Here is a 26,702-nt window from a genome sequence, read left to right as displayed (position 1 = left end):
CCTAGGAGGCGATCCCCCGGCTCGCCGCCTCCTGTACCGCGCGGCGGCTGATCGAGCGGGGAGGGAATCCCGCCGCGGCGCGCTCCTCCTCGGATTCGCCGCCCCAGAAGCCGTTCTCCCGGTTGGCCCGAGCGGTGGCCCGGCACTCCGCGATGACGGGGCATGCCGCGCACACACGCCGCGCCGAGGCCTCGCGACGGGCCCGGCGCTCCGGTCGCTCACCCGCGATGCCGAAGAACAGGCCGGTCTTGCCCTTGCAGGCGGCGAGTTCCATCCAGTCGTCGGTGGCCGGTGGCAGCCGGACCATCGAGCTTCGCTCCTCGGTCATCGTCACGGCTCGGCACCTCGCTCGCGGTGCCCCGGCGAGGCGCGCCTCGCTTCCGGGGGGCGGGGTCGCTGCACGGCCCGGGTGGATCTCATCGGGCGTGATCCCTTCCCCACCCGGCACCGGTCCAGAACCGGTGAGCCTGAGGGCCGGTGTGCGGGAGCTCGGAGCGTCGGTCGGCGGTCAGCCGGCCAGGAGACGGGTGTAGGTCAGCAACATGACGGCGCGGGCCTGCTCGATGGTGCGTCCGGTGCTGCGCAGCGCATCCCAGCAGGCCCAGCCTCCGGCTGCCGCCAGGGCGGCCAGGGTGGTGGCCCGTTGCTCGTGGTCCAGCCGATCGAGCTCGTGGCCGAACACCGCCACGATCCGCTGCTCACTCCGTTGATTGAACGCCGCCCTGGCCCGGCGCAGCGCAGGGGAGAAGGGCTCCTGGAGCAGCGATGCGCGCCGCACCGGCGTCATGCTCTCCAGCACCCGGCTGCGCTCGAGCACGAACCGGGCCAGGCGCTCCTCGAAGGGCAGCTCGGAAGGGATGTGCTGCACCATGGCGGCCATGCGTTCGGCCTGGCGCTCGGCGGCGGCGCGGTAGAGGGCTTCGAGATCGCCGAAGTGGTGGTAGATCAGGCGTTGCGAGATGCCGGCTCGTTGGGCGATGCGGGTGGCCGTTGGTTGCAGGTGGCCTTCGTCGAGCAGGGTCAGCAGCGCCTCGACGATCGCCGCTCTGGTTCTGGTCGCCCGAGCGCTCCGGCCGTCGGTGGGGACCTGCACGGGCGCCTTCATGCCGCCATCTTGCCAGGCCCGGACCGTCCCGCGGCCGGGAGCGGCCCACCTAGGCTGGCGCGGTGACCGTGTACCTCGTCGGCGCGGGGCCCGGCGATCCGGGGTTGCTCACCGTGCGGGGCGCCGAGCTGCTCGCTCGGGCCGAGGTCGTCGTGTACGACCGCCTGTCGGCGCCGTCGCTGCTGGAGCTGGCGCCACCGACCGCCGAGCTGATCGATGTCGGCAAGGCGCCTGGGCGTACCACCTGGTCGCAGGCCGCGATCTGCGAGCTGCTGGTCGACCGGGGGATGACCGGCGCCCTGGTGGTGCGCCTGAAGGGCGGTGATCCGTTCGTGTTCGCTCGGGGCGGGGAGGAGGCCCAGGCCCTGCTCGACGCCGGCGTGCCCTTCGAGGTGGTGCCAGGGGTGTCGTCGGCGATCGCGGTGCCCGCCTACGCCGGCATCCCGGTGACGATGCGCTACTCGTCGACCTCGTTCACGGTGGTGACGGGCCACGAGGACCCGGCCAAGGCCAGCGAGGTGAACTGGGAAGCGGTCGCCGGGGTGGGGGGCACGATCGTCGTCCTGATGGGGGTGGCACGGCTCGACGCCATCGTCGGACGCCTGCTCGCAGGAGGCCTGCCGGGCGACACCCCGGCCGCGGCCATCCGGTGGGGGACCCGGCCGGATCAGCACACGGTGCGAGCCACGCTCGCCACCCTGACCGAGCACCGGCTGGAGCCCCCGGCGACCATCGTGGTGGGAGCGGTGGCCGGGCTCGACCTGGCGTGGTTCGAGCGGCGTCCGCTGTTCGGGCGGCGCATCGTGGTCACTCGGGCTCGCCGCCAGTCCCCGGCACTCGTCACCCGGCTGCGCGAGCTGGGCGCCGCGCCCATCGAGGTACCTGTCATCGACGTCGTCGATCCCGAGGACGGCGGCCGCGGGCTGCGTGCGGCGCTGGAAAGGATCGCCGACTACGACTGGCTGGTGGTGACCTCGCCGAACGGCGCCACCCGGGTGCTGGCCGCGGTGCGAGACGCTCGCGTCCTCGCCCCCGTGCGGGTGGCCGCGCTGGGGCCGGGGACGGCGGAAGCCCTGCGGGAGGGCAACGTGGTCGCGGACCTGGTGCCGGAGCAGTTCGTGGCCGAGGCGCTGGTCGACGCGTTCCCGCGACCCACCTCCGGCGACCAGGGGCGGGTCCTGATCGCGCGGGCGGCGGTGGCCCGGGCGGTCCTCCCCGAAGGGTTGGCGGCGCGTGGTTGGTCGGTCGACGTGGTGGAGGCCTACCGGACTGTCGGCGTGCCGGTCGACGAGGCGCAGCGGGCGGAGGTGGCCACCGCGGACGCCGTGACGTTCACCTCGTCCTCCACGGTGGAGCGGTTCGTGGAGGCCGTGGGCGTGGACGCGGTCCCGCCCACGGTGGTGTGCATCGGTCCCGTCACCGCCGCCACCGCGCAGGCCTGCGGCCTCCGGGTGGACGCGGTCGCCAGCGAGCACAGCCTCGACGGGCTGGTGGAGGCGCTGGTCCGCCACGCGGGCGGGGCGCGCTGATCGCGGCCCCGAGCCGCGGGCGGCCGAGCGCGGAGGGCTCCACAGCAGGGGAGGCGTAGGCTGGCCGGGTGAGCTTCCCCCAACGTCGCCTGCGACGCCTCCGCCGGACCCCGACCTTGCGCCGACTGGTCGCCGAGACCCGGGTCGCGGTCGACGATCTGGTCGCGCCGCTGTTCGTGCGGGAAGGCATCGACGAGCCGCAGCCGATCCGCTCGCTGCCGGGTGTGGTGCAACACACCCGGGATTCGCTGCGCAAGGAGGTTCGGGAGCTGGTGAGCCTGGGCATACCGGCGGCGATCCTCTTCGGTGTGCCGGCCCGCAAAGATGCGCAGGGGTCGGCTGCATGGGATCCCGACGGGATCGTGCAGGTGGCGCTGGGCGATCTGCGCGACGAGGTGGGCGACGACCTCGTCCTGATCACCGACCTCTGCCTCGACGAGTACACCGATCACGGTCACTGCGGTGTCCTCGACGGCGCCGGGCAGGTCGACAACGACGCCACGCTCGAGCTGTACGCCGAGGTCGCGCTGGCACAAGCCGGTGCGGGGGCCGACATCGTGGCCCCGTCGGGGATGATGGACGGCCAGGTGGCCGCCATCCGGGATGCGCTCGACGACGCCGGGCACCACACGGTGGCGATCCTCGCCTACGCGGCCAAGTTCGCTTCCGCCCTCTACGGCCCGTTCCGCGACGCGGTCGACGTCACCATCGCGGATGGGGGCGACCGCCGTGGCTACCAGCAGGATCCGGCCAACGCCCGCGAGGCCCTGGAGGAGATCCGTCTCGACGTGCTCGAGGGGGCCGACATGGTGATGGTGAAGCCGGCGGTGCCCTACCTCGACGTCATCTGCCGGGCCCGAGCGGAGATCGACCTGCCCATCGCGGCTTACCACGTGTCGGGCGAGTACTCGATGATCAAGGCCGCCGGCGCCAACGGCTGGATCGACGCCACCGCAGTGGCGCTCGAGCAGCTCCTCGCCATCCGCCGCGCCGGTGCCGATCTCGTGCTCACCTACTTCGCCCGTGAGATCGCCGAGGAGCTGGCCGACTGAGATGACTTCGAACGCCGAGCTGTTCGATCGCGCCTGCCGTGTGATCCCCGGCGGGGTGAGTTCGCCGGTGCGGGCGTTCGGATCAGTGGGCGGAAGCCCGTACTTCGTGCAGAAGGCCGAAGGTGCCCACGTCTGGGACGTCGAGGGCAACCGCTACGTGGATCTCGTGCAGTCCTACGGGGCGATCATCCTCGGGCACGCGCACCCCACCGTGGTCGATGCCATCCTGTCCGCTGCGGCGGACGGGACCTCCTACGGCGCCCCGACCGAGCGGGAGGTGCTTCTGGCGGAGGCCCTCGTCGAGGCCGTGCCCTCCGTCGAGAAGGTGCGGCTGGTGAGCAGCGGCACCGAGGCGACGATGACCGCGCTGCGCGTGGCCCGAGGGTTCACCGGACGCGACCGGGTGGTGAAGTTCGCCGGCAATTACCACGGGCACTCCGACGCCTTGCTGGTGGCGGGCGGCAGTGGGGTGGCCACGCTGGGCCTGCCGGGGTCTGCCGGGGTCACCGCCTCTCAGGTGGCCGACACGCTCGTGGTCCCCTACAACGTCGTGCCCGAGCTGGACGAGACCGTGGCGTGCGTGATCGTGGAACCGGTGGCCGCCAACATGGGCTTGGTCCCACCGGCGGAAGGCTTCCTCGAGGGGCTCCGGGCGGAATGCGACCGGGTGGGTGCGCTCCTGATCTTCGACGAGGTGATCACCGGGTTCCGCCTGGGCCGGGGGGGTGCTCAGGAGCTGCTCGGCGTGCGACCCGATCTGACGTGCCTCGGGAAGGTGATCGGTGGCGGGTTGCCGATCGGTGCGGTGGGTGGTCGCGCCGCGGTGATGGACGCGCTCGCCCCGGTGGGCCCCGTGTACCAGGCCGGCACGCTCAGCGGGAACCCGCTGGCTACCGCCGCAGGCCTGGCCGCGCTGGGGATGCTCGGGCCACCGGTGTACGAGCAGATCGGCGCCTCGGCCGAGCAGCTGGCGAGCGGGCTCTCGAAGGCGCTGGGCGATGCCGGTCTGCCCGCGATCGTGCCGCGGTTCGGCACCCTGCTCGGGCTGTTCTTCGGCCCGGACGCGCCGGTCGACCACGACGGGGCGAAGCGCACCGACGAGGAGCTCTACGCGGCCTTCTTCCATGAGCTGCTCGTTCGCGGCGTGGCGATCGCACCGGGTGCCTACGAGGTGCTGTTCCCCGGCGTGGCGCACACGCCGGAGGTCGTCGATCGGATCGTCGATCTCGCGCACGAGGCGGCGCTCGAGGTCGCCCACCGGAGGGGATGAGCTCGATGGTGGGCGCCGGCGCCGACGAGCCCACGGACGCGCTGGTCCTGTTCGGCGCGACGGGTGACCTCGCCCGGCCCACCCTCGCCCCCGCCGCCTCCGCGCGGGCCCGGCGGGGGGTGGTCGAGTTCCCGATCGTCGGGGTGGCGTCGTCGCCCTGGGGCGACGACGACCTGCGGCGGGTTGCGCACGAGTCCATCGCCGCTCGCGGCGAGATCGACGAGGCGGTGTGGTCCAGGATCTCGGAGCGGCTGTGCTACGTGAGCGGGGACTACCGGGAGCCCTCGACGTTCGACGAGCTCCGGCGGCGGCTGGACGGCGCCCGCCACCCGCTGTTCTACCTCGCCATCCCGCCGGCTTTGTTCGACGACGTGGTCGAGGGTCTGCACCGGGTCGGGGTCAACGAGGGGGCCAAGGTCGTGGTCGAGAAGCCCTTCGGCCGGGACCGCGACAGCGCGCGGGCGTTGAACGAGGTGCTGCGCCGGGCGTTCCCCGAGGAGGCGGTGTTCCGCATTGACCACTTCCTCGGCAAGGACGGCATCGAGAACCTGCTGGTCTTCCGCTTCGCCAACTCGATGCTCGAGCCGATCTGGAACCGCAACTTCATCTCCAACATCCAGATCACCCTGGCCGAGGACTTCGGCACCGCGGGACGGGCGAAGTTCTACGACACCGCGGGGGCGATCCGCGACGTGATGCAGAACCACCTGCTCGAGATCGTGGCCCTGCTGGCCATGGAACCACCGGTGGCGGCCGACGCGGACGCGTTGCGCGACGAGAAGGTGAAAGTGTTCCGCCAGATCGAGGCGTTCGACCCGGTGTCGGTGGTCCGCGGCCAGTACCGGGGCTACGCGGACGAGCCGGGCGTGGCCCCAGGCTCGGATACCGAGACGTTCGTGGCGCTGCGCTTCGAGATCGACTCGTGGCGGTGGTCGGGGGTGCCGTGGCTCATCCGCACCGGCAAGCACCTCCCGGTGACCGCGACGGAGGCCATCGTCGAGTTCAAGGCCCCGCCCCGCATGCTCTTCGGTGACGCCGCTGCTGCCGTCCCGCACCCCAACCACCTGCGGTTCCGTCTGGGACGTGTCGGCGGGATCCTCCTGCAGGTGCACGCCAAGACGCCGGGCGATCGGCTGCTCACCCACGCGGTCGACCTCGAGGTGACCGAGGAGAGGCTCTTCGGCACCCCGGAGGAACCCTACGAGCGGCTGCTGGAGGACGCGATGGAAGGCGACGCCCGCCGCTTCGGGCGGGCTGACAGCGTCGATGAGCAGTGGCGGATCGTCGACGACCTGCTCAAGTGGCCGCCGCGGTTGCGCCTCTACGACCCCGGCACGTGGGGGCCGCCCGAGGCCGAGGCACTCGCCGCGCCGTTCGGCGGCTGGCACGAGCCGTTGGTGGACTGACGCCCCCACCCGCTGGGCGTTCACCGGCCCGGGTTCAGCCGCGCTCGGGGATCACCCGGGCGATCACGGCCGCAGCCCGATAGGCCATCTCGGCGGGGCCCACCTCGTCGTCGCGCAGGAGGTTGGCCATGATGCGCAGCACCCACTCCATCAGGGTTCGTGACTGCATGCCGGCGCGGGTCAGCTCCCTCATCAGCGCCGGCTGGCCGATCACCCTCGCGAACAGCCGCGCCACCTTGAAGTACAGGCCGTACTCCGCGTCGAGCAGGCCGGGGTAGCGCTGCAGCGCCATGCCGTCCCCGGTGGTGAGCGCCTCGTCGAGCAGGCCGGCGGCGAGCCGGCCGGTCTCGTATGCGTAGTCGATCCCTTCGCCGTTGAACGGGTTGATCGACCCGGCGGCGTCGCCGACGACGATCCAGGTCGGGCCCACCTTCGGTTCGATCGAGCCTCCCATGGGGAGCCGCCCCCCGGTCGGGGGGCGCGTGGCGGTCTCGGGGGAGATGCCCCAGTAGGCGGGCGCGGTGGCGGCGAACTCGTCGAGGATGTGCGTGGTGTTGACCGACTTGAAGTCCCGGAAGGTCGACAGCAGACCGATGCCGACGTTGATCTCGCCGTCGCCCACCGGGAAGATCCAGCCGTAGCCCGGCAGCGAGTTGCCGTTGCGGTCATGCAGGTCGAGTGCGCTCTCGATCCAGGGGTCGTCGTGGCGCGGGCTCTCGTAGTAGCCGCGGATGGCCATGCCCTGGGGCCAGGAGCGGCGGCGGGACGTGCCGAGTGCCCGGCCGAAGCGCGAGTTCGCTCCGTCGGCGACGACCACGTAGCGGGCCCGCACTTGCTCGGTGACGTCGCGCTCGGTGTCCCGCACCACCGCCCCGACGACCAGCCCGTCACGCAGCAGCGGCTCGAGTGCTTCGGTGCCGGTGCGCAGGGTCGCGCCCGCCTTCACCGCGGCGTCGGCGACGAGCTGGTCGAGTTCACGACGGCGCACGACGTATCCGTACGAGGGGTATGAGGGATGTTCGGGCCAGGCGAGCTCCAGGGTCACGCCGTGAGCGATGGCGCGCAGACCGTCGTAGCGGTGGTAGCCGGCCAGCTGCTCGGCCAAACCCATGTCGGTGAGTTGCCGGACCGCCCGTGGGGTGAGCCCGTCCCCACAGGTCTTGTCGCGGGGGAAGGTCTTCTTCTCGACCACGACGACGTCGTGGCCGGCCTGGGCGAGCCAGTAGGCGCTGGCGGCTCCCGCGGGGCCACCGCCGATCACGAGGGCGTCGTAGCGATGGTCTGCGCTCACATCGGCCAGCGTAGGGTCGCCGCGTGAGAGTGGCTCCACCCGAGCGGGCCGACCAGCGATGCCCGCATCGGCAGGAGGTGCGCCTAGCGGCCCGAAGGCTGTCCCGGTTCGGCCGGGGAGCCCTGCGCGATCTCGATGGTGAGCTTGCCGGAGGCGTCGAGCAGGGGCTGGCCATCGGGGGTCACGAGCTGCCCCGCGGCATCGAGGTAGGGCTTGCCGTTGCTGGTGAGCCGGGTCCCGTCCGGGCCCGCAGCCTGCCCCTCGAGCTTCTCGCCCGAGAGGGTCTCGCGCTCGTGGCGCACCACCGCGAACAGCTCGGTGTCGGTCAGCACCTCACCGAAGGCAGGCATCTTGTTGCCGTTGTAGGAGCCGGCGATGTGCTGGCCACCCTCGCGGTTGGGGTCGCCGTAGCCGTTGCCGATGCCGATGCCGTCGGAGCCGATGGCGACGAATTCGAGCATGGACTCGATGTCGGGGAACGTCTTGAGCACCTCGCCCCCCGCCAGGGGGCGGCCGACCCCGCCGCCGCCGCCACCGCCGTGGCAGCTCGCGCAGCGGGCGGCGTAGACCTGTGCACCGAGGTCGAGCTGGCTGACCTGGCCGACCTTCGCCGGGGAGAGGGATCCCGCATAGAGGATGGCCCACACCGGGAGGATGGCCAGCACCGGCATGGCCCAGAACGGGATGCGCTTGCGGGTCAGCGCCGCTTCGACGTAGGGGGGGAGCGGCTCCGGCGGGGTCGGTTCGACCTCGGCCGGTGCCGCGGCCGCGGGCTTCGCCGCCGCGGTGGGGGTGGCGGGCTCGACCTCGGCACCTGCAGCCGGCGCGGCGGGGGTCGCGGCCTCGCCTCCTCCCTCGCCGCCGAGTCCGAGCGCGGCGCGGCGGTCTCGAGAGCGCTTGAGCAGGTGCTCGGGTACTTCGGTCACGGCGAAGCTCCTCGCGGGGTGATCTCCGGCAGGCGTGTTCGGTGCCGTTCGCGTGCCCGCTCATCGACTCGGGAACGGAACCGCGCCACCCTACGCGATGCACGCCGCGGAGAGCCAAGTGCATGAACGTCCCCAGACCCGCTCGGGGAGTGCGGTGGGGGCAGCCGGCGGGCGATGTTCTGCGCGCTCGGAACGAGGGGTGGAGCGACCCCCTGCGTCGATGTGCTCGCTTCGACGGGGGCGTGCTAAACACAGTCGTCACGCGCTCTGCGTTCCCCGACCGATCCGTCGAGCGCAGAGGCCCCACTAGTATTGTGAGAAGTTTCACGAGCCGGGCTGACGAGGAGGTCACCACCACGTGGTTGCGTTCGTTGCATCGCTTCTGGTGACCGCCGCCCTCGTGGCGTTGGTCTTCCCGGTGGCAAAGCGACGCCCGCCGGGCACCCCGATCACCTGGGGCGAAGCGATCGTGGCGGGGGTGTACGTCTTCGCCATCATGTTCTGGGTGTACGGCATGGTTCCGCACCTGTGGCTCACCTGGGCCGACAACGAGCTCAACTGGCGGCCCGACAACCTCGTGTACGGGCCCGGCGACATCCTCAAGCCGCAGGCGCTGGGCGGGTCGCTCCCGTTCACGCTCAACTACCAGGTGATCCGCGACCTGATCGTCGTGGGCATCTACGTGGTGTTCCTCGGCCTCAACATCTTCCTGTGGGCGTGGTGGAACGATCGCTCCAAGCGAGCCGAGGCCGCCGCTCGCGAGCTCGCCACGTCCGACTACGGCCGGCCGCTGGTCAGGAAGGGGTGAGGGTATGGCCAAGACCGACGCCAACCCACCGATGCCGGAGTTCCGTGACGACTACGTCCTGCAGGAGGTCGACGCGGCCTGGTTGTCGAGGGCGGTCAAGCCGAAGCAATTCATCCACATCGACCAGTCCGAGTGCATCATGTGCGAGGGCTGCGTCGACATCTGCCCGTGGAAGTGCATCCACATGGTGCGTCCCGATGCCATCGCGGAGGCCGTGGGCACCGAGCAGCCGGGCACCGACCCTCGCGACCACGTCATCTTCACCATCGACGATGACGTGTGCACCCGCTGCGCACTGTGCGTGGATCGTTGCCCGACCGGGGTCATCATCCTGGGCAAGATCGGTGATCCTCCCGCTGAGGGCGATCCGCACCAGCGCACGAACTCGCACGGCTACGGCTACGGGATGCGACTGGGGTAGGGCGGCGATGACGGCAACGAGCGAGTGCACGTACGACGGGGCCCGAGGAGACAGGGAGTAGCCGTGGCCAAGACGATGGGTCGACCGGGCGAGAGCAAGATCGCCAAGAAGGTTTCGGACCTGACCGATCAGGTGCAGGGCTCCCAGGCGTGGAACGCGATCTTCCGGCCGGGTTCGGTGTTCCGCAAGGGCTACACCGACAGCCCCCGCAACCGCTCGTACGTGATCATGAACAGCGTGCTGTACCACCTTCACCCGGTGAAGGTGAAGCGGCATGCGGTGAAGGTCAGCTACACCCTGTGCCTGGGTGGTCTGAGCTTCTTCCTGTTCATCCTGCTCACGATCACCGGCATCTTCCTGATGTTCTTCTACCGGCCCACCGCGGCGCAGGCGTGGAACGACATCTACACCCTGCAGACCTCGGTGACCTTCGGGCTGCTGGTCCGGAACATGCACCGGTGGGGGGCGCACCTGATGGTGCTCTCGGTGTTCCTGCACATGGCTCGGGTCTTCTACCACGGCGCCTACAAGCCGCCCCGGGAGTTCAACTGGGTGATCGGCGTGATCCTGCTCACGCTCACCTTGCTGCTCTCGTTCACGGGCTACCTGCTCCCGTGGGATCAGCTGGCGCTGTGGGCGGTCACCGTGGGCACGAACATGATGGGCTACACGCCGGTGTTCGGCGACCAGGTCCGGTTCGTGCTGCTCGGCGGTCGTGAGATCGGCACCGACACCTTGTTGCGGTGGTATGTGCTGCACGTGTTGTTCGTCCCGTTCGTCACCGTCATCTTCCTGGCCATCCACTTCTGGAGGGTCCGCAAGGACGGTGGTATCTCCGGGCCCCTCTAGGCCGACAGCGAGTTGCCATGACTGAGATCCCCGAGCACCTGCGCAAACGAGCGGAAGCCGCCCGGCAGAAGGCCGCCGAGAAGAAGGCGGCCGAGGCCGGCGCGGAGTCCGCTGCCCCCGAGGCTTCCGCCGCCGGTGAACCAGCCGGCGGCGGCAAGATCCCCGCTCACCTGCTCGAGCGCAGCCGAGCTGCCAAAGCCCGCACCGCGGGCACCGGTGCCGCTGCCGAGGCCGGTGCGCCCACCGCAGCCGCGGCGGCCGCCGTGGCCACCGCGGCCCCACCTCCCGCGGCCACCGGCCCCGGTGGCCACACCCAGCGGCTGCTGACGGTGGTCAAAGCGGGGTCCATCCAGGACGTCAAAGCCACGCCGCAGGACAAGGTGCACGTGTGGCCCCACCTGCTGGCCGTCGAGTTCGTCGCCGCGCTGGCGATCACCGCGTTCACGTTGCTGTTCTCGATCTTCGTGGACGCGCCACTGCTGGAGCTGGCGAACGTCAACCAGACCCCCAACCCCTCCAAGGCGCCCTGGTACTTCCTGGGTCTGCAGGAGCTGCTCACCATGTTCCACCCGATGGTCGCGGGGGTGACCATTCCGGGGATGGGCATCTTCTTGCTGATCCTCGCTCCGTTCATGGACCGCAACCCCAGCAACAAGCCCGAGGACCGCAAGTTCGCCATCTCGCTGTTCACGGTCCAGATGATGTTCTGGGCGGTGCTGGTCATCATCGGCTCGTTCTTCCGGGGGCCCGGCTTCAACTTCGTCGCCCCCTGGACCGAGGGACTCCACTTCGAGCTGTGATGGTCGTCGCCGCACACCGCCGTAGCCCGAGGAGCTCGTCATGAACCCCCTCGTCATCGCCGTGCCCGTCGTCGTGGTCCTCGCGCTGGTCCTGCTCGTGGCCGCCGCGAGACGGCGCGACACCGACGAGGCGACCGGCTTGCTCTCCCGCGAGACCCTCAAGCGGGACCGTGGGGAACCGGCCGTGCTGGCCGGAGCGACCCGCATTACCGGCCGCGAGGTCGAACGGTCGGTGGAGGTCGAGCGCCGTGGGGGCGGCGCCGAGCTGGCGACCGTGGGTGCTGCCGATCTCGCGCCGTACGTCCCGCCCGATCCGGACACGCTGGGAGTCACGCGCCGCCAGTTCTTCAACCGCAGCATCGTGCTGTTGATGGGCCTCGGCCTCAGTGGCTTCGGCGCTGCGGTGCTGGCGTTCCTATGGCCCCAGCCCAAGGGCGGCTTCGGCTCGAAGATCCGCGTCGGCAACGTCGCGGACATCAAGGCCGCGGTCGACGCCAACGACGGCTTCTACTACGTGGCCGAAGGGCGGATGTGGATCACCAACTACCCCGAGGCCGCCATCGACAAGGCGAAGGCCGTCTACCCGCAGCCCGTGCTCAACAGCATGGAGGCCGGTCTGGCGGTCCTCTACCAGAAGTGCCCGCACCTGGGGTGCCGGGTGCCTGACTGCAAGACCTCCCAGTGGTTCGAGTGTCCCTGCCACGGCTCGCAGTACAACCAGGCGGGTGAGAAGAAGGGTGGCCCGGCCCCCCGGGGAATGGATCGGTTCGTCACCGAGGTCACCGGTGGGGTGCTCACGGTCGACACCGGCACGGTCATCCAGGGACCGCCGATCGGCACGAACACCACCGGACAGGAAGCGGAGGGTCCCCACTGTGTCACGGGTGGGGGTGGAGGTCACTGATGGAGGTCCTCTCCGGCCAGATCGTCCTGGCCAACACGCAGCGAGCGATCGGCTACGTGATCGCGGTCATCCTGTCGATCGGCTTCGTCGTCGCGGTCGTCGCCAACATGCGCAAGGGTCGCCGCGAGGTCGGCTCGGAGATCGAGCTCGCCGCCAACCGCAAGCCCTACTACGACGACGACACGCTCGAGACCACGAAGCTCGACCGCACGCTCGCCCTCGGATTGGCGACGCTCGCGGTGATCGGGGTGACGCTGCCGCTGTACTGGTTGGCGGAGCCAGGGCGGATGGAGGGCCGCGTCGAGGCCTACAACGAGACGTTCATCAAGCGGGGCGAAGAGCTGTACAACACCGGCGCCCAGTGCGCGGCGTGCCACGGTCCGAAGGGTGTGGGTGGTGCTGCGAACTACACCATCACCGCTCCGAACGGAGACTTCGTGGCCCAGGTGAGCTGGCAGGCTCCCGCACTGAACACCGTGCTGTTCCGCTACTCGCGCGATGAGGTACGCAACATCCTGATCTACGGCCGTGGCTTCTCCCCCATGCCCGCGTGGGGGGCAGCGGGCGGGGGCCCGCTCACCGATCAGCAGATCGACAACATCATCGACTACCTGCAGAGCATCCAGCTTTCGGGTCCGGAGGCCCGGGCCGAGGTCGAGAAGGAGCTCGCCGACACCTGCGCGCCCGACGCGGACGGCAAGTGCACCGTCCCGGGCGGGCAGTTCGCCACGCTCGGCGAGGCGATCTTCAACATGGGCCTCTACACCAAGTTCGCCGGTGGGGCCTACTCCTGCGGACGCTGCCACACCGACGGGTGGTCCTACGGCCAACCGGGCGTTCCGGGCGGCGGCGCCTTCGGGTGGAACCTCACCGGCGGTCGTTCCCTCCGGCAGTTCCCGACCGCCGCGCAGCAGATCGAGTTCGTCTCCGTCGGCGGTGTGGCAGGCAAGTCCTACGGCACCAGCGGCCTGTCCGGGGCCGGCCAGATGCCGGGGTTCGGGGTCAACCCCAACGTCACCCCACCCAACATCCCGGGCCCGAAGATCTACCCGATGTCCCCTGACCAGGTGATGCTCACCGAGGAGCAGATCGCCGCGGTCGTCCAGTACGAGCGGAGCTTGTGAGCGTGAACCTCCTCACTGTGTTCGCCGGCATCGCCTGGGACCCTCACATCCGGGGGGTCCTCGTCGTCGCCGTCGGCGTGGCCGTCCTGATGGGATCGGTGTACCTCTTGCTGGGCACCAACCTCGGCGCGCGCCTAGGCCTGCTGTTGTCCCTCGCCGGCCTCACCGGGTTCCTCGTGATCCTCACGCTGATCTGGTGGATCGTCCCACCGGGTATCGGGCCCCGAGGGACGAATCCCTCGTGGAAGCCGGTCGAGATCTACGTCGACGACCCACAGGATCCAGCGCCGCCGAAGACGGCGGAGCTGGCGCGACTCCCCTTGCCCCAGGATCTCCCCGCGGCCGATCGGATCCTGGCGGAGCACCCCGAGGTGGCGGCTGACTTCCCGAACGGCGCGACGCTGTCGGATCTGCAGAACTCACATCCCGATCTGGTGGCCCAGTACCTGCAGAAGGAGGCACTCGGCGGTTGGCGTCTGGTCTCCTCCGCATCCGCCGGCGAGGCACAAGCGGCCGCCGACGCCGCGCTGAAGGCCGCGAACTTCTTCCCCGACGCCACGGCCTACAAGAAGCTCGACACCTTCGACTACGGCGGCAAGCCGAACCTGGCTCAGGAGTGCCCGAAGGCCAAGGGTGGCAAGTTCCTCCCGGACGAGCCGCTGTGCCGGATCTGGCTCAAGGTGCGCAACACGCTGACCCTCAAGCACCCCACCCATTTCGCGGTGGTGCAGGTGCAGGCGGTGGTTCCCCAGCAAGCTCGGCCGGGTGAGGCGCCGCCGCTGCCCGTCGTCGACCGCAACGCACCGGTCGTTTCGGTGGTGCTGGTACGTGACCTCGGCAACGTGCGGCTGATCCCCTTCCTCTACTTCGTGATCTCCTTGTCGCTGTTCATCTTCTTCGCCCTCGTACTGCACTACCGCGACAAGACGCTCGCCAAGAACCTCGAGGCGGCGAAGGGGGCCTGAACGATGGCCCAGTACCTGCCGATCTTCGCCCTGCTCGTCCTGGCAGTCCTCTTCGGCGCGATCAGCCGGGCGGCGCAGCGCCTGCTCGTCCCCCCGAAGCCGACACCTCCCAAGATCGCGCCGTACGAGTGCGGCATCATCCCGAGCCGGGAGCCTCCTGAGCGGTTCCCGGTGAAGTTCTTCCTCGTCGCGATGATCTTCATCGTCTTCGACATCGAGATCATCTTCTTCTTCCCGTTCGCGCTGGCGTTCCGAGACCTCGGCGGCTTCGGGATCGCCGCAGTGGTGATCTTCGCCCTCGCGGTCTTCGAGTCGTTCGTGTACCTGATCGCCAAAGGGGCGCTCGAGTGGGGCCCGGTCCGCCGTGAGCGCCCGTCCGAGCTGGTGAGCCCGACCCGCACGGCCGCGACCACCGTCCGGCGGGTCGGCACCGAAGGCCGACAGCCCGCTGTGGCCAGCGAGGCAGCCTGATGGCTGGCGGGGGATTTCGCGAGGAGGGGTTGGCCGGGCTCCAGCACAACCTGCTCACGGGGACGTTGGAAGGGCTGGTCAAGTGGGCCCGGGCCCGCAGCGTCTTTCCCGCGACCTTCGGCCTGGCGTGCTGCGCGATCGAGATGATGGCCACCGGGGGCCCTCACTACGACCTCGCCCGCTACGGCATGGAGGTGTTCCGCGCGTCACCTCGGCAGGCCGACCTGATGATCGTCGCCGGCCGGGTGTCCCAGAAGATGGCCCCCGTCCTTCGGCAGGTCTACGACCAGATGATGGAGCCGAAGTGGGTCATCTCGATGGGGGTGTGTGCGTCGACCGGAGGCATGTTCAACAACTACGCACTGGTGCAGGGCGTCGACCAGGTCGTCCCCGTGGATGTCTACGCCCCTGGGTGCCCACCCGGGCCGGAGACCCTCATGCACGCCATCCTGACGCTCCACCACAAGATCCTGACCGGCGAGATCACCCGCCGGCCGGGGCAGGGAGCCGGCGTGGTGGTCGAACAGCGCGATGGGCAGACACAGACCCGCGTGGTGCTCGGGAGGTCCTGACCGTGGCCGAGGAGTCCGAACAGGCCCTGACGGCTGAGCAGGCCGAGCAGCTCGAGCATCCGACCGAGCCGGCGACCCTCTACGGGATGCCGGTCACGACCGCGTTCGGCGATCAGGTGCTGCACGTCGATCGGTCCCGGTACCTCGATCTCGTCAGGGCGCTGCACGACGACGGCTTCGTGGTCTGTGTGGATCTCACCGCAGCCGACTACCTCACCCACCCCGGGCGCTCGGACCTGCCCGCCGGCGTGGTCCCGGAGCGCTTCGAGGTGATCGTGAACCTCCTCGACCCCCGGAGACGGCGCCGCATCCGCGTGCGCTGCCAGGTTCCGGCCGACGATCCGGTGCTACCCAGCCTGTGGGACCTCTATCCGGGTACCGAGGCTCCGGAGCGTGAAGTCTTCGACCTTTTCGGCATCACCTTCGACGGCCACCCTGACCTGACTCGCATCCTCATGCCCGAGGACTGGATCGGTCATCCGCTTCGCAAGGACTACGAGTCCGGTCGCATCCCCGTCCAGTTCAAAGGCGCACCCTCGAACCGTTGACGTCCATGAGCTCGATCGACCGACAACTCGCCGCCGAGGCGGACGTGGCGTTCACCTCCGAAGGCAGCCAGGAACTCACGAGCCGCGGTATGGCGGCCGCAGCGGAGCGTCTGCGGGAGCAGGGCGCGGTGTTGCGGTTGTCGGAGGCTGATGCCGCTGCGCATGCCGAGCTCGAGCGGGCACCTGAAGACGAGACCATGATCATCAACATGGGGCCGCAGCATCCCAGCACGCATGGCGTGCTGCGGCTCATGCTCGAGCTGCAAGGCGAAACCGTGCTGCGATGCAAGCCGGTCATCGGCTACCTGCACACCGGGATGGAGTGGACCGGCGAGGAGCTCACCTACCTCCAGGGCCCCACCAACGTGACCCGCATGGACTACGCGTCGCCGCTGTTCAACGAGCTCGTGTTCTCGATGTGCGTGGAGAAGCTCCTCGGGATCGAGGTTCCCCCCCGTGCCGTTTGGATCCGCATGTTGATGACCGAGCTCAACCGCATCGCCTCACACCTGCTGTTCCTGGCCACCAACGGCATGGACCTGGGCGCGGTCTCGATGATGCTCTACGGCTGGCGCGAGCGCGAGGAGGTCCTCCGCTTCTTCCAGACGGTGACGGGGTTGCGGATGAACCACAACTACATCCGACCCGGAGGCGTGGCCGCTGATCTCCCATCGGGTTGGCGTGACGGGGTGCTCCGGCTGCTCGAGATGATCCCACCGCGACTCGAGGAGTACGACACGCTGATGACCGGGCAACCCATCTGGCGGGAGCGTCTGCAAGGTGTCGGCGTGATCACCGCCGAGGAGTGTCTGGCGTTGGGGGTCACCGGCCCCATCCTGCGGTCGACCGGCTACGCGTGGGACCTGCGCCGCGACATGCCCTACCTGGCGTACGACGAGGTCGACTTCGACGTGGTCGTCGGCACCTTCGGTGACTCGTTCGACCGGTACGCGATCCGCCTCAACGAGATTCGTGAGTCGATCCGCATCGTGCACCAGGTCCTCGACCGCATGCCCGGCGGTGACTACCGGATCCAGGACAAGAAGGTCACGCCACCACCGCGCGCTCGGATCGACGAGTCGATGGAGGCGCTGATCCACCACTTCAAGATCTTCACCGAGGGGTTCAAGGTTCCCGAGGGCGAGGCGTACGCGGCGGTCGAATCTCCGAGAGGCGAGCTCGGCTGCTACATCGTGAGCGACGGCTCGTCGCGCCCCTACCGGATGCACATCCGGGCCCCGAGCTTCTACAACATCCAGGCCTTGCCCCATCTCATGCACGGAGGCCTGGTCGCCGACGCGGTGGCCGTGATCTCCTCGGTCGACCCGATCATGGGCGAGGTCGATCGCTGATGGCACGGCTGTCCCCGGAGAACGAGGCGATCGCCCGGGAGATCCTCTCCCGGTACCCGCGGCGACGGTCCGCGCTGATCCCGTTGCTCCACTTGGCTCAGGAGCAGGACGGTTACCTGGCGGAGGACGCCATGGAGCACGTCGCGCAGCTCGTGGGCTGCACGCCCGCGCAGGTGCTCGGAACGGCCAGCTTCTACGAGATGTTCAAGCTCGAGCCGGTGGGGCGTTACGTGGTGAACATCTGCACCGACATCGCTTGCATGCTGCTCGGCGCCGATGAGCTGCTCCACCATGCCGAGGAGCAGCTCGGCGTCCGGGCGGGTCAGACCACCGCCGACGGTGCCATCACCCTCGAGGGGGTCACCTGCATCGCCGCGTGCACCGAGGCTCCGTGTCTCCAGGTCAACTACCGCTACCGCTACCGGATGACCCCGGAGGCCTTCGACCAGCTCTGTGACGACCTGCGAGCGGGGCGAGCCGAGGACGTGCCACCGCACGGCACGCTGGCCACCGTCCGCCAGCGCATCCCCGCCGATCGAGCGGCTGGCCCGGCCGATCCGTCGAGCGGTGCCGAGCCCGCCTGGATGAAGGGCGCCTCGACCGGGGGAGCGGCGTGATGGCGATCACCGACGCACCGAAGATCGTCACCAGCCGCTTCCGCTACGACGACGCTCACACGCTGGCTCGTTACGAGGCGACGGGTGGATACCAGGCCTTGCGCAAGGCGCTGGCCATGCCACCCGCAGCCGTGGTCGAGGAGGTGAAGGCGGCGAGCCTGCTCGGACGTGGCGGCGCGGGGTTCCCGGCCGGTGTGAAGTGGGGGTTCTGCCCACCGGGGGTGTGGCCCCGCTACCTGGTGGTCAACGGCGACGAGAGCGAGCCCGGTACCTACAAGGACCGCATGCTCATGGAGCGAGACCCACACCAGATCATCGAAGGGGTGCTGATCGCCTCCTACGCCGTCGGTTGCAGCCAGGCCTTCCTGTACGTGCGGGGCGAGATGGCTCTGGCACAGGAGCGGATCGCGGCCGCACTCAACGAGGCCTATGCCGCTGGCTACGTCGGCCGCAACATCCTGGGCTCCGAGTTCTCCCTCGACATCGTCCTGCACTGGGGAGCGGGCGCGTACATCGTCGGGGAGGAGACGGCCCTGATCGAGAGCCTGGAGGGCGAGCGCGGGATGCCTCGCCTGAAGCCGCCGTACTTCCCAGCAGCAAAGGGCCTCTACCTGCAGCCGACGATCGTCAACAACATCGAGACGCTGTCGAACGTGCCCTGGATCGTCGCCAACGGGGCGGAGGCGTTCAGCGCGCTCGGCGCGGAGACGTCGAAGGGCACCCGCCTGTTCGCGGTGTCAGGGCACGTCGCGAACCCCGGGGTGTTCGAAGTCGAGTACGGCGTCACCACGTTCCGCGACCTGATCTACGCACCCGTTTATGCGGGCGGCATCCGCGGTGATCGCCAGCTCAAGGCCTTCATCCCCGGGGGCGCGTCGTCCCCGTGGTTCTTCGAGGAGCACCTCGACCTGCCGCTCGAGAAGGTGACGGTCGACCGGGCGGGATCGATGCTCGGCTCGGGAGCCATCGTGGTCATGGACGAGACCACCGATGCGGTCAGGGCCTGCCACCGGGTTGTGCGCTTCTTCGCAGCCGAGTCCTGCGGCAAGTGCACCCCGTGCCGGGAAGGCACGACCTGGCTCGAACGCATCCTCAAGCGCATCCTCGACGGTCAGGGACGGGCGAGCGATCTGGAGTTGTTGCTGGACGTGGCTGACAACATCAGCCCGGGCATCACGTGGCCACCGAAGCAGACCACCATCTGCCCGCTGGGGCCCTCAGCGGTCTCACCGGTTGCATCGGCGATCCGGCGCTTCCGCCACGAGTTCGAGGCTCACATCGCACGCAACCCGAAGGCCAGCGGCGCCGTCGATGCCACCGGTTCCGGTGCGGCGAGACCCGCCGCGCTCGAGACCCCGGTGCCGTTCGGAGGCCACCATGGCTGACCAGACCAGCGACGTCGTGGGCGAGCAGGCCACCGAGGGTGTGCCGGTGACCATCAACGGCAAGGAGCTCCTGGCGCTCGACGGCGAGCTGCTCATCGAGGCCGCCGAGCGCCATGGGATCTACATCCCGCGGTTCTGCTACCACCCCCGCATGACCCCGGTCGGCATGTGCCGGATGTGCCTGGTCGAGGTCGATACCGGCCGCGGTGCGGCGTTGCAGCCGAGCTGCATGCTCACCTGCACACCGGGGATGGTCGTCGAGACCGAGTCCGACGTGGCCAAGAAGGCGCAGGAGGGGGTACTCGAGTTCCTGCTCATCAACCATCCGCTCGACTGCCCGGTGTGCGACAAGGGCGGCGAGTGCCCCCTCCAGGACCAGACGATGGCCTATGGCCCGGGCGAGAGCCGGTTCATCGAGGAGAAGCGGCACTACGAGAAGCCGCTCCCGATCAGCGACTTGGTGCTGCTCGATCGCGAGCGGTGCATCCTGTGCGATCGCTGCACGCGGTTCGCGGACACCGTCGCCGGTGATCCGCTGATCCAGTTCATCAACCGTGGTGGCAACACCGAGGTGAACACCTTCCCCGGTCAGCCGTTCGCCTCCTACTTCAGCGGCAACACGGTGCAGATCTGTCCGGTGGGAGCGCTCACCTCCGTCGACTACCGGTTCCGGGCCCGCCCGTGGGACCTGGAGGAGACGGAGTCCACCTGCCAGGGCTGCGCGGTGGGCTGCCGCATGGCGGTGCAGTCCTCCCGTAACCAGGTCCTGCGGTACGTCGGGCTCGACGTCGACGACATCAACTGGGGCTGGTTGTGCGACAAGGGGCGCTACAGCCTCCAGGCGGTCAACCACGAGGATCGGCTCGGTGTCCCGCTGCTGCGGCGTGGGGACGAGCTGGTGCCCACCCGATGGAACGACGCCTACGAGCAGGCCGCAAGCGCCATCCGCTCTGCACTCGAGGCTCGTGGACCGGCTGGCGTGGCGGTGCTGGGCGGTGCCCGGCTGAGCGATGAGAGCGCCTACGCCTGGGCGAAGCTCGCCAAGGGGGTCATCGGCACCGACAACGTCGACGCCCAGCTCGGCGACGGCCTCCCGGCCGAACTGGTGCTCGGCTTGCCCCGTGCCACCATCGACGAGGCGTGCACGCCCGGCGGCAGCGTGATCCTCCTCTGTCCCGATCTCAAGGAGGAGCTGCCGGTCCTGTTCCTGCGCCTTCGGCACGCGGTGGTCAACGACGGCGTGACCGTCATCGACTGCCACCCTCACGCCAACGGGTTCACGGCGCTCGCGGCGGTGTCGCTGCCCGCCCGCCCGGGGGAGCAGGCGGAGGTGGCGAAGGTCCTCACCGGGGCCCTCGGCACCGACCGTGAGGTCGCCGGAGTCGCCCCGGACCGCCTCGCACGGGCCAGAGCCCTCCTCGATGCGGCGCAGGGCCCGATCACCGTGGTGCTGGGACGACAGAGCATCGGCGAGTCAGGGGCTGCCATCGCTGATGCCGCCTCCGTGCTGCTGTCAGGCCTACCAGGGGTGCGGTTCCTCAGCGCCCTGCGGCGAGCGAACGTGCACGGCGCTCTAGAGATGGGTCTGGCGCCGGGCGTGCTGCCGGGCCGGGTCAGCCTGGAGGCGGGTCGGTCCTGGTACGCCACTCACTGGCCGGGTGTGCCCGAGGCCAGAGGGCTCGACGCGCTCGGCATGCTCCGAGCAGCCGCGGCGGGTGAGATCGGGGCTCTGATCCTGCTGGGTGCTGATCCGCTCACCGACTTCCCGGACCGCAAGCTCGCCGAGGACGCGCTCGCCGGCGCAGCGAGCGTGATCGCCGTCGACCAGTTCCTCACCCGTTCGTCTCGCCGTGCGGGTGTGGTCTTCCCGGCGGCGGGCTTCGCCGAGGTGGCGGGGTCCACCACCAATCTCGAGGGCAGGAGCCTGCCGCTGGGCCAGCGGGTCACTCCGCCGGGCACCGCGCAGCCCGACTGGGTGATCGCGGCGGAGATCGCCCGGCGATTGGGAACCGACCTGGCCATCACCTCCGTGCACGACGCGCAGGACGAGATCCGTCGTCTCGCGCCGTCGCGCGCCGCCAGCGGTGTCGCCGGGGGGGTCGAGCTCCCATTGCTGCTCGAGCATCTGCCGGCGCCGGTCGCCGATCCCCCTCCGGTCGACAGCTACTCGTTGCGGCTCGTGGCCACCCGCAAGCTCTACGACGAGGGGGTCCTCGTCCAGCACGCCGCCTCCTTGTCAGCCCTTGCCCCCGGCACCGTCCTGCGGGTGAACGGCTACGACTTCGATCGTCTCGGCGTCGAGGAGGGATCCGTCGTCCGGGTCAAGTCCCCCCGAGGGAGCATCAACGTCGAGATCCGCATCGACAACGGCATCCCCCGGGGGTCTGCTGCGATCGCGGTGAACCAGCCGGGCGTGCCGGTGGCCGAGCTGATCGACGCCTCCGAACGGGTCACCGACGTGCGGATCGAGAGGGGTGACACATGATCCTCGGATTCGACCCGCTGTTCGTCGACGGGGTCGACGCCGCCGTCGTCGGCATCGTGGTCCTGAAGGTCCTCGTCGTCTTCGGGCTCTTGCTCGTGGCCACGATGCTGATGGTCTGGTTCGAGCGCAAGCTGATCGGCGACATGCAGAACCGGATCGGCCCGGCCCTCGCCGGCCCCTTCGGCATCCTCCAGACGCTCGCCGATGGCATCAAGCTGTTCTTCAAGGAGGACCTGCTGCCCGAGAAGGCCGAGCGGCGGGTGTTCATCCTGGCTCCGTTCCTCTCTTTCGTCCCGGCCTTCCTGTTGTTCTCGATCGTGCCGTTCGGAGGCGACTTCAACGGTGGGAACGACGGGATCGTCACCATCTTCGGGCATGACACGTTCTTGCAGCTCGCCGACCCGCCGATCGGCATCCTGTTCGCGTTGGCCATGTCGTCGGTCGCGGTCTACGGAGTGATGCTCGCCGGTTGGTCCTCTGGCTCGAAGTACCCGCTGCTCGGCTCGGTTCGAGCCTCCGCCCAGATGGTGTCCTACGAGGCCGCGCTGGGGCTCTCCGTCGCGGCAGTGGTGCTCAAGAGCGGCACCCTGACCACCCACGGGATCGTGGCCGCCCAGGCCGCCGACGGGCCTGGGGGCTTCCTCCCGAACTGGAACATCCTCCTCGTCGGTCTGGTGCCGTTCGTCCTCTTCCTCATCGCGGGCACCGCTGAGCTCAACCGCCCGCCGTTCGATCTGGTGGAGGCCGAGCAGGAGCTGGTCGGCGGGTTCAACACCGAGTACAGCTCGATCCGCTTCGCGCTGTTCTTCCTGGCGGAGTTCATGAACACGGTGACCATGTCAGCGATCATCGTCACCCTGTTCCTGGGCGGCCCGGCAGGGCCGGCGCCGTTGGGGCCCGGGTGGTTGTGGGGCTGCATCTGGTTCTTCGGCAAGCTGATGATCTTCCTCTTCACCTTCGTGTGGTTCCGGGCCACGCTCCCCCGGTTCCGCTACGACCAGCTCATGGAGCTCGGGTGGAAGGTGTTGATCCCGCTCGCGCTCGGGTGGTTCCTGCTCCTCGCGGCGCTCGACGTCGGCCGTGAGCAAGGCTGGAACCCGGTCGCCGTCGCCGGGGTGTCGGTGCTGGTGCTGCTAGCCGGGGCAGGGTTGCTCCGCCTTGCGGTGGGCACGGCTCGCTGGAGTCGGCTCGAGGAGGCGGGAACCATGGGAGGTCTCGACTGATGGGCTACCTCGACGGGTTCCTGGTCACGGCCCGCCAGATCGGCAAGACGGTCACCACCCCGTATCCCGAGCAGAAGGCGCCCAAGCCCGAGCGGTTGCACGGGCGGCACGTCCTCAACCGCTACGAGGACGGGATGGAGAAGTGCATCGGCTGCGAGCTGTGCGCCGGCGTGTGCCCTGCCCGTTGTATCTACGTCCGTGGTGCGGACAACCCGCCGGATGATCCGATCTCGCCAGGGGAGCGCTACGGGTTCATCTACGAGATCAACTACCTGCGCTGCATCCACTGCGACCTGTGCGTCGAGGCCTGCCCGACCGAGGCCATCACCGAGACCAAGCTGTTCGAGTTCTCGTTCCTCAACCGGAACGACGCCATCTACACGAAGGACGAGCTGGTCGTCGGTGATGACGGTCGCCCGAAGCAGCTCCCCTGGGAGGACTGGCGCGACGGTGAGGACCTGCACACCTCGGCGTGGATGCGGGCCACCGCGCCGAGCGGCGATGCCGACTTCGAGGGGCGGATCGCCTGGTCGGGTGAGCTCGGGTATGGCACCAGGCCTCCTGAGCCTCCGCAACAGGACGCCGACCGGCCCCCGCCGTCGGGTGAGGGCGAGGGCGGGAATGCCACCGCCGACCACGGGCACGGAGGACACTGAGCGTGGAAGCGACGATTTTCTTCGTCTGCGCGGTCATCGCCCTGGCGGGTGCGTTCGGCGTGGTGCTCTCGCGCAACCCGGTCCACGCGGCGCTGAGTCTGGTGGCCACGTTGTTCGCCATCGCGGTGCTGTTCCTGAACCAAGGGGCCCAGCTCCTCGCCGCGGTGCAGGTCATCGTCTACACGGGCGCGATCGTTGTGCTCATCCTCTTCGTGCTGATGCTGCTCGGCATCGACAAGGAGGAGGATCTCCGGGTGGAGCCGCTCGTGGGTCAGCGCACCCTCGCCTTCGTCGTCGCCGCGGCGATCTTCGGTGCGCTGCTGGCAGTGGTCATCCTCGGGGGAGCGAACGTCGTCACCGGTGCTCGTAGCGTCACCCAGCCGCTCGCCGATGGGGTCCAGATGACCGACATCCGCCAGATCGGCCAGCAGCTGTTCTCCACCTACGTCTTCCCGCTCGAGGTCACGGCCGGCCTCCTCACCGTCGCGGTGGTCGGAGCGGTCGTGCTGGCCAGGCGGGTTCGGAATCCGCAGCCCCTCCCCGAGCCCGAGCCGCTCGACGAGGACGAGGATCGGCTGCTGTACGCCGAGGAGGGAGCGGACTGATGGGCAATGATCTCAGCACGGCGTACCTGAGCCTGTCCGCCGTCCTGTTCGCGGTCGGTGCGTTCGGGCTGCTGGTGCGCCGCAATCCGCTGGTCATGGTCATGTGTGTGGAGCTGATGCTCAACGCGGTGAACCTGACCTTCGTGACCTTCGGGAGGATGCTCGACGACGTCACCGGCCAGGTGATCGTGTTCTTCGTGCTCGTGGTGGCTGCCGCAGAAGTCGTCATCGGACTGGCCATCGTGGTGGCGGTGTCGAGACGGCGGCCGGGGGCCACAGCCGACGACCTGCGGGTCCTCCGGGGATAGGGGTATCGAGCGCATGGTTGATCTGGTCTGGTTGATCCCTGCCCTGCCGCTGGCTGGGTTCGTGCTGCTCGTGCTGGCCGGCCGCCGCATGGGGGAGCCGTTCGCCGGATGGTTGGCGACCGCGATGGTGGCGGCGTCCTTCGCGGTCTCCGTCATCGTGTTCCTCGGGCTTCGGAACGAGCCTGGGCACGTCTTCACGCAGACGCTCTTCGAATGGATCCCTGCCGGCGACTTCCGCGTGGACGTCGGGATCTACCTCGACGCGCTCTCCATGACCATGGTGTTGTTCGTCACCGGCGTCGCGGCGCTGATCCATCTCTATTCGATCGGGTACATGCACGGCGACCCGAGGTTCCCCAAGTTCTTCCTCTACCTCAACCTCTTCGTCTTCTCGATGCTGGTGCTGGTGCTGGGGGACAACCTCGTGCTCACCTTCCTCGGCTGGGAGGGCGTGGGCGCGTGCTCCTACTTCCTCATCTCCTTCTGGTTCGAGGACGAGGCGAACGCCAGCGCGGGCAAGAAGGCGTTCATCACGAACCGGGTGGGCGACTGGGGCTTCATGATCGGGATCTTCGCCACCTTCTTCGCCTTCGGGAGCGTCACCTACGCGAGGTTCCTGCCCCTTGCACCCGGGTTGGCAGCCACGACCGCCACCTTCATCGTGCTGATGCTCTTCGTGGGTGCGATCGGGAAGTCGGCCCAGATCCCGCTCTACATCTGGCTTCCCGACGCCATGGCCGGTCCGACCCCCGTCTCGGCGTTGATCCACGCAGCCACGATGGTCACCGCGGGCGTGTACGTGCTCTGCCGGGTGAACCCGCTCATCGCCTCTGCCTACGACTGGGTACCATCGGTGATCGCCTGGGTCGGTGTGGGCACCGCGCTGTTCGCGGCGACGATCGCCACGAGCCAGTACGACATCAAGAAGGTCCTCGCCTATTCGACCATCAGCCAGATCGGTTACATGTTCCTGGCCGTCGGTGTGGGCGCCTACTGGGCGGCGATCTTCCACATGGTGACCCATGCGTTCTTCAAGGCGCTGTTGTTCCTCGGTGCCGGATCGTTCATCCACGGCATGCACGGCGAGCAGGACATGCGCTGGATGGGTGCACTGCGCAAGCTCATGCCCGTCACCTCCGTCACGTTCATCATCGGATGGTTGGCGATCGCGGGCGTGCCTCCGTTCTCGGGGTTCTGGTCGAAGGACGAGATCCTCACCTACGCCCTGGCGCACAATCCCGGTCTCTACGCCGTCGGCCTGGTCGCTGCTCTGCTGACCGCCTACTACATGAGCCGGCAGGTGTTCATGGTGCTCTACGGCGATGCCCGGTGGTCGGCGTCGAGCGAGGCCGAGGCCGAGGCCAAGGCCCGAGTCGCCTCGGCCGGTGCTGGTGAGGCGGAGGTCTCGGCGGCCGATGGCCAGCCGGCGGGCACAGTGACGGAGGATGCTGCGAGCCGGTTCCCCGAGGGCTTCCGGCCTCACGAGTCCCCATGGACCATGACGGTCCCACTGGTCGTGCTGGCGGTGCTGGCGGCCATCGGGGGCGTCCTCAACCTGCCTTTCCCTGATTCGCTGCACGTCCTCGAGCACTGGCTCGAACCGGTGTTCGTGCTCGGCCAGCCGGCTGAGCTCACCTACTCGGACCTCTCCATCGTCGGGTTGCTGGTGGTGTCGACCGTCGTCGCGCTGGCGGGTATCGGCATCGCGGCGGTGGTATTTCTGAAGGGCCGGATCGACGCCAGGCGGGTGGAGCCCGCGGTGCTCCAGAACGCCTGGTACGTCGACAGCAGCATCGCTGCCTTCATGGGCGGCCCGGGCTACGAGTTGGCGGACGGTACCGCGACCGCGGACCGGTTGGTCGTCGACGGAGCGGTGAACGGGATCGGCCGCGCCACCCGATGGACCGCAGCGCGTGCCCGCTACCTGCAGAGCGGCTTCGTCCGGGCCTATGCCCTGATGGTGGCGGTGGGTGCGGTGCTGCTGGGTGCCTGGGTCCTCACCAAGGTAGCGGCATGGTGATGGGGGACAC

General features: G+C 69.2%; 26 protein-coding genes and 1 pseudogene. 23 read left to right on the top strand and 4 right to left on the bottom strand.

The window, feature by feature from the left end:
- Nucleotide 1: 1 nt before the first annotated feature.
- Both HZF19_RS12150 and HZF19_RS12145 read right to left on the bottom strand, forming a co-directional pair.
- On the bottom strand, nucleotides 2–328 hold the full coding sequence (locus HZF19_RS12150; protein ID WP_208029098.1) for a WhiB family transcriptional regulator: 327 nt from the start codon (nucleotides 326–328) through the stop codon (nucleotides 2–4).
- Between the two features lie 180 nt (nucleotides 329–508).
- Nucleotides 509–1,105 carry a TetR/AcrR family transcriptional regulator gene (locus HZF19_RS12145; RefSeq protein ID WP_208029052.1) on the bottom strand — a complete coding sequence of 199 codons (597 nt, stop codon included), beginning with the start codon at nucleotides 1,103–1,105 and terminating at the stop codon, nucleotides 509–511.
- 62 nt (nucleotides 1,106–1,167) lie between these two features.
- Here HZF19_RS12145 and cobA point away from each other — a divergent pair, with 62 nt between their 5' ends.
- The 4 genes from cobA to zwf all read left to right on the top strand — a co-directional run bounded on the left by cobA (nucleotide 1,168) and on the right by zwf (nucleotide 6,362).
- Complete coding sequence (gene cobA, locus HZF19_RS17190) at nucleotides 1,168–2,634, top strand: uroporphyrinogen-III C-methyltransferase (RefSeq protein WP_208029051.1); 1,467 nt, start codon at nucleotides 1,168–1,170, stop codon at nucleotides 2,632–2,634.
- A 68-nt stretch (nucleotides 2,635–2,702) separates the two neighbouring features.
- A complete protein-coding gene (gene hemB / locus HZF19_RS12135) occupies nucleotides 2,703–3,686 on the top strand; it encodes a porphobilinogen synthase (protein ID WP_208029050.1) in 984 nt (327 codons plus the stop codon).
- A 1-nt stretch (nucleotide 3,687) separates the two neighbouring features.
- Nucleotides 3,688–4,956 carry a glutamate-1-semialdehyde 2,1-aminomutase gene (gene hemL, locus HZF19_RS12130; protein ID WP_208029049.1) on the top strand — a complete coding sequence of 423 codons (1,269 nt, stop codon included), beginning with the start codon at nucleotides 3,688–3,690 and terminating at the stop codon, nucleotides 4,954–4,956.
- Nucleotides 4,953–6,362, top strand: a complete 1,410-nt coding sequence (gene zwf, locus HZF19_RS12125; RefSeq protein WP_208029048.1) for a glucose-6-phosphate dehydrogenase — start codon at nucleotides 4,953–4,955, stop codon at nucleotides 6,360–6,362. The genes hemL and zwf overlap by 4 nt, the downstream gene beginning before the upstream one ends.
- Before the next feature lie 34 nt (nucleotides 6,363–6,396).
- Here the strand turns inward: zwf and HZF19_RS12120 are convergent, their stop codons facing one another.
- Together HZF19_RS12120 and HZF19_RS12115 are read right to left on the bottom strand one after the other, a co-directional pair.
- Entirely contained in the window at nucleotides 6,397–7,653 is a 1,257-nt protein-coding gene (locus HZF19_RS12120; RefSeq protein ID WP_208029047.1) for a geranylgeranyl reductase family protein, read from the bottom strand.
- 83 nt (nucleotides 7,654–7,736) lie between these two features.
- The gene (locus HZF19_RS12115) at nucleotides 7,737–8,579 is read right to left on the bottom strand and encodes a c-type cytochrome (protein WP_208029046.1); all 843 of its coding nucleotides are present in this window, start codon (nucleotides 8,577–8,579) and stop codon (nucleotides 7,737–7,739) included.
- Nucleotides 8,580–8,964: 385 nt separating this feature from the next.
- On the opposite strand from HZF19_RS12115, the gene HZF19_RS12110 reads away from it, so the two are divergent.
- The 19 genes and pseudogenes from HZF19_RS12110 (at nucleotide 8,965) to nuoL (ending at nucleotide 26,692) form a co-directional block, all read left to right on the top strand.
- Nucleotides 8,965–9,387 (top strand): hypothetical protein, encoded by a 423-nt coding sequence (locus tag HZF19_RS12110; RefSeq protein ID WP_208029045.1) that lies wholly within the window; start codon nucleotides 8,965–8,967, stop codon nucleotides 9,385–9,387.
- A gap of 4 nt (nucleotides 9,388–9,391) precedes the next feature.
- Nucleotides 9,392–9,808, top strand: a complete 417-nt coding sequence (locus tag HZF19_RS12105; RefSeq protein WP_208029044.1) for a 4Fe-4S binding protein — start codon at nucleotides 9,392–9,394, stop codon at nucleotides 9,806–9,808.
- A gap of 63 nt (nucleotides 9,809–9,871) precedes the next feature.
- Nucleotides 9,872–10,657 carry a selenite/tellurite reduction operon b-type cytochrome ExtP gene (extP, locus tag HZF19_RS12100; protein WP_208029043.1) on the top strand — a complete coding sequence of 262 codons (786 nt, stop codon included), beginning with the start codon at nucleotides 9,872–9,874 and terminating at the stop codon, nucleotides 10,655–10,657.
- Nucleotides 10,658–10,674: 17 nt separating this feature from the next.
- Complete coding sequence (locus HZF19_RS12095) at nucleotides 10,675–11,457, top strand: cytochrome b family protein (RefSeq protein WP_208029042.1); 783 nt, start codon at nucleotides 10,675–10,677, stop codon at nucleotides 11,455–11,457.
- 40 nt (nucleotides 11,458–11,497) lie between these two features.
- The gene (locus tag HZF19_RS12090; RefSeq protein WP_208029041.1) at nucleotides 11,498–12,361 is read left to right on the top strand and encodes a QcrA and Rieske domain-containing protein; all 864 of its coding nucleotides are present in this window, start codon (nucleotides 11,498–11,500) and stop codon (nucleotides 12,359–12,361) included.
- Nucleotides 12,361–13,485: a c-type cytochrome gene (locus HZF19_RS12085; RefSeq protein WP_208029040.1), complete on the top strand. Its 1,125-nt coding sequence runs from the start codon at nucleotides 12,361–12,363 to the stop codon at nucleotides 13,483–13,485. Before HZF19_RS12090 ends, HZF19_RS12085 begins: the two co-directional genes overlap by 1 nt.
- 2 nt (nucleotides 13,486–13,487) lie before the next feature.
- Nucleotides 13,488–14,450, top strand: a complete 963-nt coding sequence (locus HZF19_RS12080) for a hypothetical protein (protein ID WP_208029039.1) — start codon at nucleotides 13,488–13,490, stop codon at nucleotides 14,448–14,450.
- A 3-nt stretch (nucleotides 14,451–14,453) separates the two neighbouring features.
- Complete coding sequence (locus HZF19_RS12075) at nucleotides 14,454–14,921, top strand: NADH-quinone oxidoreductase subunit A (RefSeq protein WP_208029038.1); 468 nt, start codon at nucleotides 14,454–14,456, stop codon at nucleotides 14,919–14,921.
- Nucleotides 14,921–15,409 (top strand): annotated as a pseudogene (locus tag HZF19_RS12070) (NADH-quinone oxidoreductase subunit B); the annotation flags it as partial. The gene HZF19_RS12075 and the pseudogene HZF19_RS12070, both read left to right, overlap by 1 nt.
- Nucleotides 15,410–15,495: 86 nt before the next feature.
- Entirely contained in the window at nucleotides 15,496–16,041 is a 546-nt protein-coding gene (locus tag HZF19_RS12065) for an NADH-quinone oxidoreductase subunit C (RefSeq protein ID WP_307781215.1), read from the top strand.
- Between the two features lie 89 nt (nucleotides 16,042–16,130).
- A complete protein-coding gene (locus HZF19_RS12060) occupies nucleotides 16,131–17,393 on the top strand; it encodes an NADH-quinone oxidoreductase subunit D (protein WP_372443462.1) in 1,263 nt (420 codons plus the stop codon).
- Entirely contained in the window at nucleotides 17,393–18,010 is a 618-nt protein-coding gene (locus HZF19_RS12055) for an NADH-quinone oxidoreductase subunit NuoE family protein (protein WP_208029035.1), read from the top strand. The genes HZF19_RS12060 and HZF19_RS12055 overlap by 1 nt, the downstream gene beginning before the upstream one ends.
- Nucleotides 18,010–19,395, top strand: a complete 1,386-nt coding sequence (gene nuoF, locus HZF19_RS12050; protein WP_208029034.1) for an NADH-quinone oxidoreductase subunit NuoF — start codon at nucleotides 18,010–18,012, stop codon at nucleotides 19,393–19,395. The genes HZF19_RS12055 and nuoF overlap by 1 nt, the downstream gene beginning before the upstream one ends.
- Nucleotides 19,388–21,880 carry an NADH-quinone oxidoreductase subunit NuoG gene (gene nuoG / locus HZF19_RS12045; RefSeq protein ID WP_208029033.1) on the top strand — a complete coding sequence of 831 codons (2,493 nt, stop codon included), beginning with the start codon at nucleotides 19,388–19,390 and terminating at the stop codon, nucleotides 21,878–21,880. Before nuoF ends, nuoG begins: the two co-directional genes overlap by 8 nt.
- Nucleotides 21,877–23,103, top strand: a complete 1,227-nt coding sequence (gene nuoH, locus HZF19_RS12040) for an NADH-quinone oxidoreductase subunit NuoH (RefSeq protein ID WP_208029032.1) — start codon at nucleotides 21,877–21,879, stop codon at nucleotides 23,101–23,103. The genes nuoG and nuoH overlap by 4 nt, the downstream gene beginning before the upstream one ends.
- Nucleotides 23,103–23,759: an NADH-quinone oxidoreductase subunit NuoI gene (gene nuoI, locus HZF19_RS12035; RefSeq protein ID WP_208029031.1), complete on the top strand. Its 657-nt coding sequence runs from the start codon at nucleotides 23,103–23,105 to the stop codon at nucleotides 23,757–23,759. Before nuoH ends, nuoI begins: the two co-directional genes overlap by 1 nt.
- Before the next feature lie 2 nt (nucleotides 23,760–23,761).
- Nucleotides 23,762–24,364 (top strand): NADH-quinone oxidoreductase subunit J family protein, encoded by a 603-nt coding sequence (locus HZF19_RS12030; protein ID WP_208029030.1) that lies wholly within the window; start codon nucleotides 23,762–23,764, stop codon nucleotides 24,362–24,364.
- Nucleotides 24,364–24,672: an NADH-quinone oxidoreductase subunit NuoK gene (gene nuoK / locus HZF19_RS12025; RefSeq protein ID WP_208029029.1), complete on the top strand. Its 309-nt coding sequence runs from the start codon at nucleotides 24,364–24,366 to the stop codon at nucleotides 24,670–24,672. Before HZF19_RS12030 ends, nuoK begins: the two co-directional genes overlap by 1 nt.
- Before the next feature lie 13 nt (nucleotides 24,673–24,685).
- Nucleotides 24,686–26,692, top strand: coding sequence for an NADH-quinone oxidoreductase subunit L (gene nuoL, locus HZF19_RS12020; protein WP_208029028.1), 2,007 nt, complete (start codon nucleotides 24,686–24,688; stop codon nucleotides 26,690–26,692).
- Nucleotides 26,693–26,702 lie beyond the last annotated feature (10 nt).

Origin of the sequence: Rhabdothermincola sediminis, from assembly GCF_014805525.1 — a bacterium.
GTDB lineage: Bacteria > Actinomycetota > Acidimicrobiia > Acidimicrobiales > Acidimicrobilacustridaceae > Rhabdothermincola > Rhabdothermincola sediminis.
This window is presented reverse-complemented; position numbering and strand designations above follow the sequence as displayed.

Excerpts from the sequence above, each read along its gene's own strand:
- HZF19_RS12150 (WP_208029098.1), bottom strand. The coding sequence starts at position 328 with ATGACCGAGGAGCGAAGCTCGATGGTCCGGCTGCCACCGGCCACCGAC.
- HZF19_RS12145 (WP_208029052.1), bottom strand. The coding sequence starts at position 1,105 with ATGAAGGCGCCCGTGCAGGTCCCCACCGACGGCCGGAGCGCTCGGGCG.
- hemL (WP_208029049.1), top strand. The coding sequence starts at position 3,688 with ATGACTTCGAACGCCGAGCTGTTCGATCGCGCCTGCCGTGTGATCCCC.
- zwf (WP_208029048.1), top strand. The coding sequence starts at position 4,953 with ATGAGCTCGATGGTGGGCGCCGGCGCCGACGAGCCCACGGACGCGCTG.
- HZF19_RS12105 (WP_208029044.1), top strand. The coding sequence starts at position 9,392 with ATGGCCAAGACCGACGCCAACCCACCGATGCCGGAGTTCCGTGACGAC.
- HZF19_RS12095 (WP_208029042.1), top strand. The coding sequence starts at position 10,675 with ATGACTGAGATCCCCGAGCACCTGCGCAAACGAGCGGAAGCCGCCCGG.
- HZF19_RS12090 (WP_208029041.1), top strand. The coding sequence starts at position 11,498 with ATGAACCCCCTCGTCATCGCCGTGCCCGTCGTCGTGGTCCTCGCGCTG.
- HZF19_RS12085 (WP_208029040.1), top strand. The coding sequence starts at position 12,361 with ATGGAGGTCCTCTCCGGCCAGATCGTCCTGGCCAACACGCAGCGAGCG.
- HZF19_RS12075 (WP_208029038.1), top strand. The coding sequence starts at position 14,454 with ATGGCCCAGTACCTGCCGATCTTCGCCCTGCTCGTCCTGGCAGTCCTC.
- HZF19_RS12060 (WP_372443462.1), top strand. The coding sequence starts at position 16,131 with ATGGCGGCCGCAGCGGAGCGTCTGCGGGAGCAGGGCGCGGTGTTGCGG.
- HZF19_RS12055 (WP_208029035.1), top strand. The coding sequence starts at position 17,393 with ATGGCACGGCTGTCCCCGGAGAACGAGGCGATCGCCCGGGAGATCCTC.
- nuoF (WP_208029034.1), top strand. The coding sequence starts at position 18,010 with ATGGCGATCACCGACGCACCGAAGATCGTCACCAGCCGCTTCCGCTAC.
- nuoG (WP_208029033.1), top strand. The coding sequence starts at position 19,388 with ATGGCTGACCAGACCAGCGACGTCGTGGGCGAGCAGGCCACCGAGGGT.
- nuoH (WP_208029032.1), top strand. The coding sequence starts at position 21,877 with ATGATCCTCGGATTCGACCCGCTGTTCGTCGACGGGGTCGACGCCGCC.
- nuoI (WP_208029031.1), top strand. The coding sequence starts at position 23,103 with ATGGGCTACCTCGACGGGTTCCTGGTCACGGCCCGCCAGATCGGCAAG.
- nuoK (WP_208029029.1), top strand. The coding sequence starts at position 24,364 with ATGGGCAATGATCTCAGCACGGCGTACCTGAGCCTGTCCGCCGTCCTG.
- nuoL (WP_208029028.1), top strand. The coding sequence starts at position 24,686 with ATGGTTGATCTGGTCTGGTTGATCCCTGCCCTGCCGCTGGCTGGGTTC.